The sequence below is a fragment of the Myxococcales bacterium genome, from assembly GCA_012517325.1.
Lineage (GTDB): Bacteria > Lernaellota > Lernaellaia > Lernaellales > Lernaellaceae > JAAYVF01.
The window spans coordinates 39,126-53,712 of sequence record JAAYVF010000093.1; the positions used below are offsets into that span (position 1 = coordinate 39,126).

The 14,587-nt window shown below is 60.1% G+C and carries 16 protein-coding genes and 1 riboswitch; of the genes, 13 read left to right on the forward strand and 3 right to left on the reverse strand.

The annotated features are described in order from the left end of the window. Window positions 1–12: 12 nt before the first annotated feature. A complete protein-coding gene (locus GX444_16585; GenBank protein NLH50198.1) occupies window positions 13–417 on the reverse strand; it encodes an AgmX/PglI C-terminal domain-containing protein in 405 nt (134 codons plus the stop codon). A gap of 83 nt (window positions 418–500) precedes the next feature. Then, window positions 501–1,862, reverse strand: a complete 1,362-nt coding sequence (locus tag GX444_16590; GenBank protein NLH50199.1) for a YchF/TatD family DNA exonuclease — start codon at window positions 1,860–1,862, stop codon at window positions 501–503. Window positions 1,863–1,981: 119 nt separating this feature from the next. Here GX444_16590 and GX444_16595 point away from each other — a divergent pair, with 119 nt between their 5' ends. The 12 genes from GX444_16595 (at window position 1,982) to waaF (ending at window position 11,751) form a co-directional block, all read left to right on the forward strand. Beyond that, window positions 1,982–3,397 carry a sigma-54-dependent Fis family transcriptional regulator gene (locus GX444_16595; GenBank protein NLH50200.1) on the forward strand — a complete coding sequence of 472 codons (1,416 nt, stop codon included), beginning with the start codon at window positions 1,982–1,984 and terminating at the stop codon, window positions 3,395–3,397. Between the two features lie 219 nt (window positions 3,398–3,616). Beyond that, window positions 3,617–3,970 carry a prepilin-type N-terminal cleavage/methylation domain-containing protein gene (locus GX444_16600; GenBank protein NLH50201.1) on the forward strand — a complete coding sequence of 118 codons (354 nt, stop codon included), beginning with the start codon at window positions 3,617–3,619 and terminating at the stop codon, window positions 3,968–3,970. Window positions 3,971–4,172: 202 nt separating this feature from the next. Next, a complete protein-coding gene (gene lpxK, locus GX444_16605; GenBank protein ID NLH50202.1) occupies window positions 4,173–5,261 on the forward strand; it encodes a tetraacyldisaccharide 4'-kinase in 1,089 nt (362 codons plus the stop codon). A gap of 34 nt (window positions 5,262–5,295) precedes the next feature. Beyond that, on the forward strand, window positions 5,296–5,874 hold the full coding sequence (locus tag GX444_16610; protein NLH50203.1) for an HAD-IIIA family hydrolase: 579 nt from the start codon (window positions 5,296–5,298) through the stop codon (window positions 5,872–5,874). After that, a complete protein-coding gene (locus GX444_16615) occupies window positions 5,871–6,878 on the forward strand; it encodes a sugar kinase (GenBank protein NLH50204.1) in 1,008 nt (335 codons plus the stop codon). Before GX444_16610 ends, GX444_16615 begins: the two co-directional genes overlap by 4 nt. Next, entirely contained in the window at window positions 6,866–7,348 is a 483-nt protein-coding gene (locus tag GX444_16620) for an adenylyltransferase/cytidyltransferase family protein (GenBank protein NLH50205.1), read from the forward strand. Before GX444_16615 ends, GX444_16620 begins: the two co-directional genes overlap by 13 nt. Further along, entirely contained in the window at window positions 7,345–8,286 is a 942-nt protein-coding gene (locus tag GX444_16625; GenBank protein NLH50206.1) for an NAD-dependent epimerase/dehydratase family protein, read from the forward strand. The genes GX444_16620 and GX444_16625 overlap by 4 nt, the downstream gene beginning before the upstream one ends. A gap of 4 nt (window positions 8,287–8,290) precedes the next feature. Next, window positions 8,291–8,470 (forward strand): Trm112 family protein, encoded by a 180-nt coding sequence (locus tag GX444_16630; protein NLH50207.1) that lies wholly within the window; start codon window positions 8,291–8,293, stop codon window positions 8,468–8,470. Next, on the forward strand, window positions 8,467–9,303 hold the full coding sequence (gene kdsA, locus GX444_16635; GenBank protein NLH50208.1) for a 3-deoxy-8-phosphooctulonate synthase: 837 nt from the start codon (window positions 8,467–8,469) through the stop codon (window positions 9,301–9,303). The genes GX444_16630 and kdsA overlap by 4 nt, the downstream gene beginning before the upstream one ends. A 17-nt stretch (window positions 9,304–9,320) precedes the next feature. Next, the gene (fsa, locus tag GX444_16640) at window positions 9,321–9,959 is read left to right on the forward strand and encodes a fructose-6-phosphate aldolase (protein ID NLH50209.1); all 639 of its coding nucleotides are present in this window, start codon (window positions 9,321–9,323) and stop codon (window positions 9,957–9,959) included. A gap of 5 nt (window positions 9,960–9,964) precedes the next feature. Further along, window positions 9,965–10,720 carry a glycosyltransferase family 2 protein gene (locus GX444_16645; GenBank protein NLH50210.1) on the forward strand — a complete coding sequence of 252 codons (756 nt, stop codon included), beginning with the start codon at window positions 9,965–9,967 and terminating at the stop codon, window positions 10,718–10,720. Further along, window positions 10,717–11,751, forward strand: coding sequence for a lipopolysaccharide heptosyltransferase II (waaF, locus tag GX444_16650; GenBank protein NLH50211.1), 1,035 nt, complete (start codon window positions 10,717–10,719; stop codon window positions 11,749–11,751). Before GX444_16645 ends, waaF begins: the two co-directional genes overlap by 4 nt. 58 nt (window positions 11,752–11,809) lie before the next feature. Here waaF and GX444_16655 read toward each other — a convergent pair whose 3' ends face one another. Then, entirely contained in the window at window positions 11,810–12,781 is a 972-nt protein-coding gene (locus tag GX444_16655) for a hypothetical protein (protein NLH50212.1), read from the reverse strand. Window positions 12,782–12,868: 87 nt separating this feature from the next. Next, window positions 12,869–12,948: riboswitch (cyclic di-GMP riboswitch) on the reverse strand. A gap of 370 nt (window positions 12,949–13,318) precedes the next feature. Between GX444_16655 and GX444_16660 the strand changes: the two genes are divergently transcribed. Further along, window positions 13,319–14,380 (forward strand): PQQ-like beta-propeller repeat protein, encoded by a 1,062-nt coding sequence (locus GX444_16660; GenBank protein NLH50213.1) that lies wholly within the window; start codon window positions 13,319–13,321, stop codon window positions 14,378–14,380. The last annotated feature ends 207 nt before the right edge of the window (window positions 14,381–14,587 follow it).

Here is a 14,587-nt window from a genome sequence, read left to right on the forward strand (position 1 = left end):
TCGCGTTGCCGGTTACTTTTTCGTCGCGGTGAAATTGAAGATGTTGTCGAAATACACCGACTCGGAATGCGATGGCCAGGTCTTGGCCAGCAACAAATCCTGAATGCACTTCGTGACGGTTTCGTTCTTCAAGGTATCCTGGCGCGCCTCGACCGAGCGGGTCGCGCCGGATTTTTCGATGGTCACGCGCAGTTCCAGCTTGCCTTGCAAACCCGGTTGTTTCGCCAATTCTTTTGAATAGCAGGCGAGGATGTCGTTCATCGAGCGATTGAGGGCGAGTTGGTAGCGGCGGCCGTCGAGCGAATCGATATCGATTTGCGTCGGCTTGTCCGCCGGCGCCGGCTTTTCCTCGGCGAAACCGAAAAACGGCAACAGACTCGCGGCGGCGAATACGAGGAGGATGAAAACCTTGCGCATCGCTTTCCCCCGGATGGTCGAAACGATGGCGGTATTATGGCCTTGAATGAAGGAATATCTCAAGAGCGGGACGAATCGGCGTTTCAGCGCACGCGCAGCGGCACACCCAGGCTTTCTTCAGCCAGCCGGCGGGCAGCCGCCACATTCAGGCCGGGAACCTCCACGACGCTGGCCACGACCTCGGGCACGAATTGCTTGGCGCGCCTGATGAATTCCACCACGGCGGAAAAAGTCCGTTCGCCGAAGGCCGGCCGGCAAAGCTCCCGGTAGGCTGCGGCGTCGGGCGCGTTCAGACTGACGCTGACTGCGTCGATCGCCCCTTTCATTTCCGGCGCGACCGCGCGCTTGTTGATCAGGTCGGCGTGGCCGTTGGTGTTCAGGCGGATGCGTCGGGCGCCCCGGCTTTTCAGCGCCTTGGCGATTTGAATCAAGTCGTTCCAGCGTAGGGTCGGTTCGCCGAAACCGCAAAAAACGATTTCCGGGTACTTGGCCGGCTCGCGGATCGCGTCGAGGACCTCGGCGACCGTCGGTTCCTCGCGCCGTTCCAGCGCCAGATAGTGCCCGTCCAGAGTAAACGCGGGGAATTTCGCGCAAAACGAGCAGCGGTTGGTGCAGCGGCTGGTCAGGTTGAGGTACAACGCTCCCTTGTACTCGTAAGCGATTTCCGGCCGGCGGCCCTGGTTTTCGAATTTGAAAAGCTGATAGGCGTTCAGCGTCGTCTGCCGGATCACCTCGTCGACCGGTTCTTGCCGGATGGCAGCGACCTGGTCGGCCACCAGGCGCACGTACGCCGGTTCGTTGCGCTCGCGCCGATGGGGCACGGGCGTCAGGAACGGGGAGTCGGTTTCCAGCATGAGCCGTTCGAACGGCATTTCCCGGATGATCCGGTGCGCCTTCGATTTGTTTTCGTAGGTGATGCTGCCGGTGAAACTCAGGTGAAAACCGAGCGCCAGCACTTCCTCGGCCATTTTCTCGTCGCCGGCGAAGCAGTGGAAGACCCCGCGATAGGAGCCTCCTTCGGCACGCAGAATCGCCAGCGTGGCCTCGTGCGCCTCGCGATCGTGGATGATGATCGGCAGGTCGAGTTCGCGTGCCAGTCGCACCTGAGCGGCAAAAGCGGCCAGTTGCGCCTCGCGCGGGCTATAGTTTTTAAAGAAGTCGAGGCCGATTTCACCGTAGGCGACGATTTTCGGCCGGCCGGCCATTGCCTTCAGCTCGGCGTAAACCGCGGCGTCGGCCGTTTGCGAGTCGTGCGGATGGATGCCGAAAGCCCCGTAAACGTTGGGGTAGGTTTGGACGATCGCCAGCGTCTTGCGGGCGTCGGGCAGATTGGTGCCGATGGTGAGCAGCCGCCGGACGTCGTTTTGTTCGGCTCGCCGCACCACCGCGTCGCGATCGGCGTCGTACGAGTTCCATTCCAGGTGACAATGAGTGTCGATCAGCAAAGCGGCCTCCTTTTTCGCGGCCCATACTATGCAAGCGCTCCCGAATCTTGTCCAGATCTTGCTATTTGCCCGCCGAGACCCTACCATCGAACGCATTCCACCGGTAAAGGAAGGCAGGCATGAAGCCGCGAATTCTGGTCGTCGACGACGAATCCTCCATGCGCGAATTCCTGGAGATTTTTCTGACGCGCGAAGGCTATGAGGTCACCACGGCGCCGGGCGGCAAGGCGGCGATGGAACTGCTCGACAGCCAGCCGTTCGACCTGGTGATCACCGACATTAAAATGCCCAACGTCAGCGGCATGCAAGTGTTGCTCAAGGCCAAGGCCGTCGATCCGAACCTGCCGGTGCTGATGATCACCGCCTTCGCCAGCCACGACACCGCGGTCGAGGCGATGAAGAACGGGGCTTTCGATTACATCGTCAAGCCGTTCAAAGTCGACGAAATCCGCCTGCTGGTATTTAACGCGCTCGAACGGCGCGATTTGTCGCGTGAAAACATCGCCCTCAAGCAACAGCTCGGCCAGCGCTACGGCTTCGACAATCTCATCGGCAGCGATCCGCGGATGCTGGAAACCTACGACCTGATCAAGCGGGTGGCCGATACGCCGACCAACATCCTCATCACCGGCGAAACCGGCACCGGCAAGGAACTGGTGGCGCGGGCGATCCACGCCAACGGCTCGCGCGCCAAAAAGGCGTTCGTGGTGATCAATTGCGGCGCGATTCCGGCGGAATTGTTGGAAAGCGAGTTGTTCGGCCACAAAAAGGGCAGTTTTACCGGCGCGTACGCCGATAAACACGGCCTGCTGGAAATCGCGGACGGCGGTACGATTTTTTTGGACGAAGTGGGCGAACTGCCGACGCCCTTGCAAGTGAAATTGCTCCGCGCCTTGCAGGAGCGGCGGATCATGCCCGTCGGCGCGGTGCGCGATGTGCCGATCGATGTGCGAGTGATCAGCGCCACCAACCGCGACTTGGAAAAAGCCGTGCAGGACGGCCGCTTCCGCGACGATTTGTACTACCGGCTCAACGTGATCCAGATCCGCATGCCGGCCCTGCGCGAACGGCGGGTCGACATCCCGATCCTGGCCGAATTCTTCCTCGAAAAATACAACCGCCTGCTGAAGAAGAACATTTTGAAAATCGCCGAAGAAACGATGGCTTGCCTGCAAAAATACCGCTATCCGGGCAATGTCCGCGAATTGGAAAACATCATCGAACGCGCCGTCGCCCTGGAACGGGAAAACGTCATCATGAAGGATTCGCTGCCGCCACATCTGTTGGCGGCGGAACTGGCGAACGTGGAAACGACGCCGGTAGCCCAGGTGACGGCAAGCGGCCTCGATTTGGACCGGCTGTTGGATGAAACCGAACGGGATCTGCTCAAACAGGCCCTGCAACTCAGCCACGGCAGCAAAAAAGGCGCGGCCAAGCTGCTGCACATTTCCTTCCGCTCCTTGCGATACCGCTTAGCAAAACATAACTTCGATGTGGCGGATGACGATGAGACCGATTCGATTGGCGACGAGTGACAATTTTTGTCTCACCCTCCCCGCAAGTGACGATAATAGGCGGAAAACATGAGAAATTTTCGATGGACATCAAGGCTATCGAAAATTTATCTAGCTGATTTTGTTGAATAAAGCAGATATTGGGCTGATGACCCTCCCGTGGCACATCTCTTGCTAAACTTATCACCGAACAAACTGGCTTTTTGATTGCATATTGCATAACCAGCAGGAGGAAAGGTAATGAGACGGAACAAAGGCTTCACCCTGATCGAATTGATGATCGTTATCGCCATCATCGGCATTTTGGCCCTGATCGCGATCCCGAACTTCGTGCAGCTCCGCGTCCGGGCCTACAATGCGTCGGCTCAGAGTTCGGGCTACAACGCGAAGGTCGCCCAGGAACTGTATTATCAGAACAGCCACAGCGGTGCGGGCGGCGGCTATGCCGGCGCTTTGTCCGACCTGTTGGTGTGGGATAAAAACCTGACTGACGACCCGGAAGTCACCTTCACCTTCACGGCGAACAATCAGTCCGGTTACACCTTCAGCACCAAGCACAATCGTGGTGACACGTGGTATCCGTTCAACGACTGATCCAAGTCGAATCGGCTATTCAAAGGGCTCGGAGAAATCCGGGCCCTTTTTTTATCCGCGCGTTTCCCGCCGAAAGAACGGCTCACTTTTTCCTTGCCCGATTCCAGGGGCCGCATTACAGTAATTTTCATCAATTATCTGGAAAACGGATGACGGGCGCATTGCGCCTCTTATCGCCTGAGGGGGAATGCCGGTGGGTTTGATGTCTCGTTTGACCGGGGCCGCCTACCACCGCCGTCCTAATTTCCCCTGGAATATCCTATCCGCTTTATTGATCCCATTCGGGTTGATCTACGGCCTGATCCTGTCGCTGCGCGCTCGGGCTTATCGCCAAGGCTGGTTTTCCGCCGCTCGTCCGGTCTGCCGGGTGGTCAGCGTCGGCAACCTGACGCTCGGCGGAACCGGTAAGACCCCGGTCACCGCCTGGCTGGCCCGCGACTTGAAGGATTCCGGACAGGCGGTGGCGGTGGTCAGCCGTGGTTACCGTGGCAGTCGGGAAGGATGGTGTTGTGTGGTTTCAGACGGGGCCACCCGTTTGCTGGACGCCGGACAGGCCGGGGATGAGCCGGTGTTATTGGCCGATGCGCTGCCGGGTGTTCCGGTCATCATCAGCGCGCGCCGATCCATTGGGGTCGAAACGGCCGTGAGCCGGTTTTCCAGCCGGATTGTCATTTGCGACGATGCATTTTCCCATTTGGCTTTGCGGCGCGACCTGGATCTGGTTTTGATTCACGGCCGCGATGGGTTGGGCAACGGACGGTGCTTTCCCGCCGGGCCGTTACGCGAACCGGCCGGTGCGATTCGTCGGGCCGGGGCGGTGCTGCTCAATGTGACCGCCGGCGAGGAACCGGAAGTGGAGCCGGAAATCCGCCGCTCTGGTTTCACCGGGCCGATTTTCCGGTTTCGGTACGGCCAGGTGCGACTTGCCTCGCTGTCGGACCGCCGTTCCGTCGAGCCGGCGGCGGACAAGCCGCTGCTCGCGTTTGCGGCGATCGCCCGTCCGGAGGACTTTTTTCAGGGATTGGCTCGCGCTGGTTGGCCGGTGGCGGCGAGCCGGGTTTTCCCGGACCATCATCTTTACACTCCGAGCGACCTGTCGGCATTGATCGCGCTGGCGAAATCCCAAAACATTTCGCGACTTGCCACCACCGCGAAAGATGCCGTAAAGTTGCCCGCGAAGTTGCCGGCGAACGTCGAGATTCTCGTGGCCGACTTCTCGCTGGAGGGGCCGGAAGGCGAGTTGCGGCGATTGTCGGATTTTGTCGCGGCAAGGCTTCGCGAAACGATTTAATGGATTCCGGATCAGCCCGAAGGAGGAGTGCGGCATGCCGCGACCGGCGGTATTCTTGGATCGCGACGGCACCGTGACCGAGGAGGTCGGGTACGTCAACCACGTCGATCGCCTGAGGTTGCTGCCGTCGAGCGGTCCGGCAATCCGCCGGTTGAATCAACACGCCGTTCCGGCGGTGCTGGTGACTAACCAGGCCGGCGTGGCGCGCGGCTATTTCCCGATCCGATTGATCGATCTGGTGCATCAACGGCTGGCGGAATTGCTCGCCGCCGCGGGGGCGCATCTGGACGGCCTCTATTATTCGCCTTTCGTCAAGGGAGGCGCGGAGCCGCCCTACAACGTGCCGCATCATTGGCGAAAACCCGAAACGGGCATGATCGAGCAGGCGGCGCGCGACCTGGACCTCGATCTGTCCCGTTCCTTCGCCGTCGGCGATAAAATCACCGATGTCGAAATGATCCAACGTGTCGGCGGCAAAGGGATTTTCGTTTTGACGGGTTACGGCAAGGGCGATTGGGAATACCAGCGGCATTTGTGGAAATCCAAGCCCGATTTCGTCGCCGCGGACCTCGCGGAAGCGGTCGACTGGATATTACGGGAGATCGGCGCATGAACGAGCAATTGCTGTCCCTGTTGACGCAATTCCCGGGCCATTCGATCGCCGTCGTCGGCGACCTGGTGGCGGATCTGTTCGTCTACGGCCAGGCGGCGCGCGTCAGCCGCGAGGCGCCGGTGCTGATCATCGAACACGAACAGGACAAGATCGCCCTGGGCGGCGCGGCCAACACGGCCCACAACATCAAGGCCCTGGGTGGCGAGCCGATCGTCGTCGGTTTCGCGGGCAACGACCTGTACGGCGACATGATGATCCAGACGATGCGGAACCTCGGCATCGATACCGCGTTCGTCCAGCGCACCGACGATCGGCCGACCACCACCAAGGAGCGGATCGTCGCCAGCGGTTTGCACACCACCTACCAGCAGTTGGTGCGGGTCGACCGGGGCCGCCGCGAACCGGTCGGCGGCGCACTGGAAAAACGGCTGCTCGACGCGGTGGAAGGGGCGGCCGGCAAATCCGACCTGATGGTCGTCAGCGACTACGGGTACGGCGTTTTCTCCGAGACGATGATCACCCGCATGGCGGCGATCGCCGAAAGCGAATGGTGCAAGGTGATGGTCGACAGCCGGTTTCGCCTGATGGAATTCAAGGGCGCTTACATGTTCACGCCCAACGAACCCGAGGCCGGCGCCGCCTGTCACCTCGATATCCGGGACGACCGGGACGTCGTCCAGGCCGCCGAACGGGTGCTGATGGGCGCCGACGCCCATGCCGTCGCCGTGACGCGCGGCAAAAAGGGGATGTACCTGAAAGAGAAGGGCCGGCCCGGCGAGTTCATCCCGATTTACGGCACGGACCAAATCGCCGACGTCACCGGCGCGGGCGATACGGTCATGGCCGCATTCGCCCTGGCCGGCACGGTGCCCGAGTGCCAACTGTCGACCGCCGCCCGGCTGGCGACCGTCGCCGCCGGTTTGAAGGTGCTCAAACACGGAACCGCCGTCGTGACGCCGGAGGAAATCCGGGCCGCGCTGGAGATCAATCCGTGGCGCGAGTAGTCGATCGCGAGGAATTGGCGGCCCGCGTGGCGGAACTGAAACAAGCGGGCCGATCGATCGTCTTTGCCAACGGCGCGTTCGATCTGTTGCACCTGGGGCACATCCGCTATTTGCAGGGCGCGGCCGACGAAGGCGACGTTTTGGTGGTGGCCATCAACTCGGACGGCAGCGTCCGCCAATTGAAGGGCGAGGGCCGGCCGATCGTGCCGCTGGCCGATCGCGTCGAGATGGTCGCCGCGCTGGAGTGCGTCGATTTCGTCACGACTTTTGAGGAAACCGACGTGGCGAAGCTGCTGCTTTTACTGCAGCCCGACGTGCACGCCAAGGGCAGCGACTATACCGTCGATACGGTGCCCGAGGTCGAGACGGTCCGGGCGTACGGCGGCCGGGTCGCCATCGTGGGCGGTCCCAAGGATCACAACACGACCGACATCATCGCGCGGATCCAACAAGGAAAGGACAAACGATGAAGTGCATCGTCACCGGCGCCGCCGGGTTCATCGGCTCGCACCTGAGCGAACGTCTGCTGGCGCTGGGCCACGAGGTGGTCGGCATCGATTGCTTCACCGACTACTACGCCCGTTCCTTCAAAGAGGCCAATCTGGCGCAAGCGCGGCGCCATCCGCGCTACCGTTTCATCGCGGACGACCTCAACCGCCTGGATCTGACGGCGGTGTTGTCGCCGGGCGATTGGATTTTTCATCAGGCCGCGCAAGCAGGGGTGCGTGCGAGCTGGGGCGACAGTTTCCGCATTTACACCGAACTGAATATCAATGCCACGCAACGGTTGTTGGAAGCCTGCAAGGATTTGCGGCCGGCCCGGTTCGTTTACGCCAGTTCGTCCAGCGTCTACGGCAATACCGACAAGTTTCCGGAACACGAGGACGATCATCCGCGGCCGATCAGCCCGTACGGCGTGACCAAGCTGGCCGCCGAGCATCTGTGCGTGCTGTACCACAAAGCCTACGGCGTGCCGACCGTTTCCTTGCGCTATTTCACGGTCTACGGCCCGCGGCAGCGGCCGGACATGGCCTTTCACAAGTGGTGCCGCGCCGCGCTGGCCGACCGGGAACTGCCGGTGTTCGGCGACGGCGAACAGACGCGCGATTTCACCTTCGTCGACGACATCGTCGACGGCGTGGTGGCCGCGGCGACCGCCGATTGCGAGGGGCAGGTCATGAACCTGGGCGGAGGCCACCGGGTGACGGTCAATCAGGTCCTGGCGGTCTTGCGCGAAATCAACGGCCGGGACTTGCGCCTGGTCGACCAGGGCAAACAGCGCGGCGACGTCCGGCATACGGCGGCCGATATCGAACGCGCGCAACGGCTGCTCGGCTATTCCCCCAAGGTTGCGCTGACCGACGGCTTGCGCGCCGAATACGAGTGGCTGCGCGGCTTGAAGGAGTAAGACGATGGAACTGGACGAGGAATTGTTGCGGCTGTTGCGTTGCCCGGTATCCCGCGAGCCGCTGCGGTTGTCCGACGACGGCCGCTGGCTGATTTGCGACGCCGCGCGGTTGCGCTACCCGGTGCTGGAAGGCATCCCGCGCCTGACCGCGGAGGCGGCGGAAAAACTGGAGGAAACCTCATGAACAGCGTCAAGGTCGGCAACGTCTTGATCGGCAAGGGCGAGCCCCTGGCGCTCATCGCCGGTCCGTGCGTGCTGGAAAATCTCGACGACGCGCTTCACATCGGCGAGACGCTCGTCAAGGAAACCGCCAAGCGGGGCCTCGGTTACATTTTCAAGGCCTCGTACGAGAAGGACAATCGCGGCAAGCCGACGGGCTTCGGCGGGCCGGGTCTGCACGACGGCCTGGAAATGCTGGCTAAAATCAAGGAACGGCTCGGCGCGCCCGTGCTGTCGGACGTGCACCGGGAAACCGACGTCGACGCGGCCGCCGAGGTGCTCGACGTGCTGCAGATCCCCGCTTACCTGTGCCAGCAAACCAGCCTGGTGGTCAAGGTGGGCGAGGCGGGCAAACCGGTCAACGTGAAAAAAGGGCAATTCCTCGCGCCGGAAGATATGCGCAGCGCCGTCGAGAAACTACGCTACGTCGGCAACAATCAGATTCTGCTGACCGACCGGGGGTCGTGCTTCGGCTATCATCGGCTGGTTTTCGACACCCGTAGCGTGCCGATCATGCAGTCGTTGGGCTTTCCGGTCGTCGTCGATCCGACCCACATCGTGCGCATCTACGGCCGTTCCAGCGCCGACCCGGAAGGCGGCGAGCCCGAATTCGCCGCCACGCTGGCCCGCGCCGGCGTCGCCGCAGGCGCGAACGCGCTGTTCATCGAAACCCATCCGGCTCCCTTCACCGCGGCCTGCGACGCGGCCAGCATGATCTGCCTCGGCGACGAGTTGCCCGAGCTGCTCGATCAGGTGACGCCGATCGCCCGCTTTTTGCGCGAACAGGGATTGGCCTGAACCCAAGGAGAATTCGCATGAAGATCTTTATCGACTCCGCCAACGTCAACGAAATCAAGGACGCCGTGGCCCTGGGCTTGTGCGACGGCGTAACGACCAATCCGTCGCTGATCGCCAAGACCGGCAAGCCGAACGCGCAGGTCATCGCGGAAATCTGCCGGGTCACCAAGGCGCCGGTGAACGCGGAAACCGTCGGTATTTCCTATGACGAGATCGTCAAGGAAGGCGAAGAGCTGGCGCGCCTTGCGCCGAACGTCGTCATTAAAATCCCGCTCTGCAAGGACGGCCTGCGCGCGGTGCGCTATTTCGCCGACCGCCAGGTGCCGACCACGGTCACGCTGGTCTTCAACGCCAATCAGGCCTTGCTGGCCGCCAAGGCGGGCGCCGCGTACATCGCCCCGTTCGTCGGCCGGTTGGACGACGTCAGCGTCGAGGGCCTGGAGATGATCGAGGAGATCGTCGACATCTACGAATGGTACGAATTCGCCACCGAAATCGTCGTCGCCTCGGTGCGCCATCCGCTGCACGTCAAACAGGCCGCGCTCGCCGGCGCCCATGCGGTGACGATACCCTTCAACCTGGTCGAAAAAATGATCGCCCATCCGTTGACCGACATCGGCATCGAGAAATTCCTGGCCGACGCGGGGCGCAAGTAGCGGTCATGAAGATTTCCGTTACCGTCATCACCCGCGACGAGGAACGGAATATCGCCCGTTGTCTGGCCAGCGTGCCGTTCGCCGATGAAATCGTCGTGGTCGACAGCGGCAGCACTGATCAGACCGTGGAGATCGCGCGGCAATTCACCGACCGCGTCGTGACGCACGAATGGGAAGGCCATGTGCGGCAGAAACAGTACGCGGTCGACCTCGCCGCGCACGACTGGATTCTCAGTCTCGATGCCGACGAGGTCGTCAGCGAACCGCTGCGGCACCTCATCGAGGATTGGAAAACGCGCGAACCCGCCGCCGACGCCTATCTCGTCAACCGGCGGACGTTTTACCTCGGCAAATGGATCAATCACTCCGGTTGGTACCCGGATGCGCGGATTCGGCTCTTCGACCGCCGCCGGTCGCGCTGGGGCGGTTACGATCCGCACGACGAGGTGATTTGCGCGGGCCGGACCGGCGTACTAGCCGGCGACTTGTTGCATTACAGCTACCGCGATCTGTCGCACCATTTGCAGCAAATCGACAAATACACCTCCATCATGGCGGAACAATTCTGGGCCAAGGGCCGGCGGGCGTCGCTGCCGGATCTCTTGTTCCGGCCGCCGTTCGCCTTTTTGAAAAAATACGTGGCGCAGGGCGGTTTTTTGGACGGTCGTCACGGTTTGCTGGTCTGCATCCTGACTGCCTATTACGTCTTCTGTAAATACGCCAAGCTCTGGGAACGGTCGCTGGTGGAGCGGCGGCTGTGAACCGCCTGCTGATCGTGCAAACGGCCTTTCTGGGCGACGTCGTGTTGTCCCAACCCCTCTGGGCGGCGGCAAAACGATGCTGGCCGAACGCCGATATCGACGTCCTGGTGCAGCCGCAATGGGCGCCGCTGCTCGCGGCCGATCCGGCGCTGCACGAAGTGCTGGTTTTCGACAAGCGACGCCTCGATCGCGGTTTGACCGGCCTCTGGCGGCTGGCGTCGCGTTTGCGCCGCCGCCGTTATGACGCGGCGATTTGTCCCCATCCGAGTTTTCGCAGCGCCTTGTTGCTGGCGCTGGCCCAAATTCCGGTCCGTGTCGGTTTTCGCGATTCGGCCGGACGCTGGTTGCATACGCATCGTCTGCCGCGCGACACCGGTCGCCCGGAGCCGGACCGCGCCTTGTCGCTGCTGGCCGCCTGGGGAAAAAACGTCGCGACTTTCGTGGCCGCGCCAAGACTGGCGCTGCATCCGCAGGCGATCGCGCAAGCGGACGAATGGCGGGAGGAGTGGGGGTTGCCGGTCGATCGGCCGTACGTCTGCGTGCATCCGGGTTCGGTTTGGGCCACCAAACGCTGGCTGCCGGAAGGTTTCGCGGCGGTCCTATCCGACCTGGCCGACGACGGCTACGTTCCCGTCATCCTCGGCGGCGCCGACGACATCATTTTGGCCAACCTGGTGCAGGATCGCCTGCGGACCTTGCCGATCAATCTGGCCGGGCGTCTGTCGTTGCCCGAATTATCGCTGGTGTTGGCACGGGCCGCGCTGCTGATCACCAACGATTCGGGCCCAATGCATATGGCCGGCGCTTTGGGAACATCGGTGGTCGCCGTCTTCGGCAGCACGACGCCGGCGCTGGGTTACGCGCCGGTCGGTTCGCCCAATCGGGTGGTGGAAATCGAAATGCCTTGCCGGCCGTGCGGTCCGCACGGTTTTCAAAAATGTCCACTCGGCCATTTTCATTGCATGAAACAGATCGCCCCGGCGGACGTGACCGCCGCTTGCCGCGAATTGCTGACCGCATCCCGCCCTTAATGTGGCGGCGGAGCCCAAACGGGCTCCGCACGATGGGGGAGGACTACTCGGGGGACTGCTAAAAGATGTCGGCTTCGACAACCAATTTGGCATGCAACCGCAGATTGCGGCATTTGACGCTAAAGGGATCCTCGCTGAGAACCACGAAATCCTGAACCAGTTTTTGCCCTTCGATCATCGATTCGAAAGCGTTTTTAATCATGTGGCCGCCGCCTTCGACTTCGATTTCGTAGCCGGCCAGGGTTTCGCCCGGGGCCAAGAAAGCCCGCGCCAAAAGGGTATCTTCAAGCGGGGCTTCCGGGTCGATCGTCAGGTAGATTTTCACTTCGGCCACGTTCGCGCCGTAATTGGTGATGCTGCCTTCCAACTTCGCGTCGTAAACTCGCTTGACGTTCTTTTTGAAACTCGGCAGCGATCCCGGCGACATCAGATCCGAATCCCAGAGAACGGGCTGGGCGGAAAGCTGAACGAAATCCGCGGTCACGCCCTGGGAATTGGAACCCTGTACCTGGATGATCGGGCTGAGCTCGTAGTCGTCGCCAAGGGCCAGAAAGATGGCTTTCAGGTTCTCGTGAATGGTATCGGCGCCTTCATCCATATCGCCGGGATTGACGACTTCCCGTTTTTCAAAGGGGGCGAGGGTGATATTGCCGATCGGCATTGGTTCGCCGATGCCCTCGGCGTTCGGGATCGCATACAGGGTGACGAACGCCGCCAGTTTGCTGTTGTTTTCCACGTAGGCTTTGACGAAGAAACGCACCTCAGCCATTCCCAGACGGGTGACCTCGATGCGATCCGCCAGTTTTTCAACCTTGGCGACACCCGCCGGAATCGCCTGACCGCCGGCGACGTTGACACCTTCGACCACGGTCACCGACTGAATGTCGCGTTCACTGGTGGTATTGGAAATAGTTCGGGAAACCGATACGGTTTGTTGTGTCGCTTCCTGAATCATGTCTTCGATGGAATTGCAGCCGGTCAGTCCCAAAAATGCGATCAATATCAATACGGCCCAGAAATTGCGATTCATAACCTTTCCTCCCTTTCACCGCACTTTCGAAAGTGCCGGCGGGACGATGGTCTGAAACGTGATTTCCAGGCCGTATGCCCCGTCGCCTTCGGTAGCCGAGCTATCTTCCAAGCGGAAGACCCCAAGCTTTGCGTCCCCACCTCGCGATGGGTTTGCCCTTTCGAGCGTCGGTATTGGTTGAATTCAAAAGATCGAAGCGTTTATTTCTACTATTTTTATCGGCGTTACCCATTCCAAACTTGAAAACATTTTTTCGTGAGCCGCATTTTCCCCAACTTCACGTTAAATTAATATTTTTCAATGGGTTCAAAATGATTTGACTTTTAATCAAAGCCCTCTCATATTATGCCATGACGTGGTGAGGTCTGGGGAGGCCAAACCGCTTCGATTGAAGCGAAAGCGTGGTTTTTCTTATGTTACCAAAGTCTACTTGTGCGTATAACGCAAGCAGATTACACTATTATTGTATCCAAGCTCTTGCCGGGCATTTTAACCAATCCCATTCAACACCTTTCCAAACATTCAGTGAGGTGTGTAATGAAAACTAACAAAATAGTTCTCATTCTTCTGCTGGCCATGGCTTTATTTGCTATCGGCTGCGGCGCCGAATCCGACAATTCGTCTTCGTCTCGCCCGGCGGCTGACGACAATGCCGACGCCGACGATGACAACGGCGATAATTTCAATCCGCCATCCGGGGATGACGACGGAGAAAATCACCACTCCTATCAAGATTTCAATACGATTTTCTCCGACGCAGGCCCGATTGATGCCTGTATGACCGATGACGGTTCGATCTGGGTGGCGTATGTGGATCCGCCCGATGCGGTAAATCGCGATCACAACGCGTTGGTGCGGTACAATGCGCTTCACCAGGTCGATTGGGTCTATTCGGGGCCGGTATCTTTTCCCCATACGTTGGATTGCAAAGGCAATTTGGTTTTGATGTCCGATTGCTTCGACTACAGCGTGACACTGCTGGATTCGATCACGTTGGAAGCCACCCGAATCGATTTCTCCGATTGGTACGAGTTCGTGGTGCCCAACGCCGCCCAGTTGACTCCCGATGGCAACATCCTGGTCTCCGACCTGAATAACAACACGATCATCAAAATCACCATGGAAGGTGAAAAGCTTTGGGAGTACATGGTCATCGATGAAGCGCCCGGCTCTTTTTCCTTGCACGGCCCGATCGAAGCAGCCGATGGCCATCTGCTTTATTGCCTGTCGGATCGTGGTAAAGTGGTGGAGGTCGATCAAGAAGGGAACGAAGTCTGGTCGTACGATTCCGGTTTGAATTTCCCGAAAAGCGTGCAACGGCTGGACAATGGCGATACCCTGATCGGCGACCACGAACGGATTATCGAAGTAAACCAGGCGAAACAAATCGTTTGGGAATTCGACCTGAAAGAGGTCAAGGGATTCAACGTTGAACGTTTGCCAGACGGCAATACGCTCAACGGCACCTCGCAGGTTTTAATGATCGCGCCTGACGGCACGATTTTGTGGACCCTTGGTGCCTACTCCAACATACTGGATGAAAGCATCATCCAACAGAATAAACGCCTGCAGATGCTGCGCAGCATCGGCTATCTGTAATCCGCGAATCATCGATCCATCGAGCCCCGACTCAAGAGAGTCGGGGCTTTTTACTTTCCGGAGTAAAGGTTTGATCGCCTCGCCCCGTCGGGCCCACGAAATTTTCGCTCGCTAGCAGAAAAGTAATCCGCGCTTCATCTTTCCCAAATGCGCGCCTCGCATGATCGCGGCGGAAAACGCGGCATCGGTTGAGTCACGAACAAAAAC

What these genes read in the sequence shown, in the direction of transcription:
- kdsA (NLH50208.1), top strand. Translation starts at nt 8,467, where the DNA reads ATGAACAGCGTCAAGGTCGGCAACGTCTTGATCGGCAAGGGCGAGCCC.
- GX444_16645 (NLH50210.1), top strand. Translation starts at nt 9,965, where the DNA reads ATGAAGATTTCCGTTACCGTCATCACCCGCGACGAGGAACGGAATATC.
- lpxK (NLH50202.1), top strand. Translation starts at nt 4,173, where the DNA reads ATGTCTCGTTTGACCGGGGCCGCCTACCACCGCCGTCCTAATTTCCCC.
- GX444_16610 (NLH50203.1), top strand. Translation starts at nt 5,296, where the DNA reads ATGCCGCGACCGGCGGTATTCTTGGATCGCGACGGCACCGTGACCGAG.
- GX444_16655 (NLH50212.1), bottom strand. Translation starts at nt 12,781, where the DNA reads ATGAATCGCAATTTCTGGGCCGTATTGATATTGATCGCATTTTTGGGA.
- GX444_16630 (NLH50207.1), top strand. Translation starts at nt 8,291, where the DNA reads ATGGAACTGGACGAGGAATTGTTGCGGCTGTTGCGTTGCCCGGTATCC.
- GX444_16595 (NLH50200.1), top strand. Translation starts at nt 1,982, where the DNA reads ATGAAGCCGCGAATTCTGGTCGTCGACGACGAATCCTCCATGCGCGAA.
- fsa (NLH50209.1), top strand. Translation starts at nt 9,321, where the DNA reads ATGAAGATCTTTATCGACTCCGCCAACGTCAACGAAATCAAGGACGCC.
- GX444_16615 (NLH50204.1), top strand. Translation starts at nt 5,871, where the DNA reads ATGAACGAGCAATTGCTGTCCCTGTTGACGCAATTCCCGGGCCATTCG.
- GX444_16660 (NLH50213.1), top strand. Translation starts at nt 13,319, where the DNA reads ATGAAAACTAACAAAATAGTTCTCATTCTTCTGCTGGCCATGGCTTTA.
- GX444_16625 (NLH50206.1), top strand. Translation starts at nt 7,345, where the DNA reads ATGAAGTGCATCGTCACCGGCGCCGCCGGGTTCATCGGCTCGCACCTG.
- GX444_16585 (NLH50198.1), bottom strand. Translation starts at nt 417, where the DNA reads ATGCGCAAGGTTTTCATCCTCCTCGTATTCGCCGCCGCGAGTCTGTTG.
- GX444_16600 (NLH50201.1), top strand. Translation starts at nt 3,617, where the DNA reads ATGAGACGGAACAAAGGCTTCACCCTGATCGAATTGATGATCGTTATC.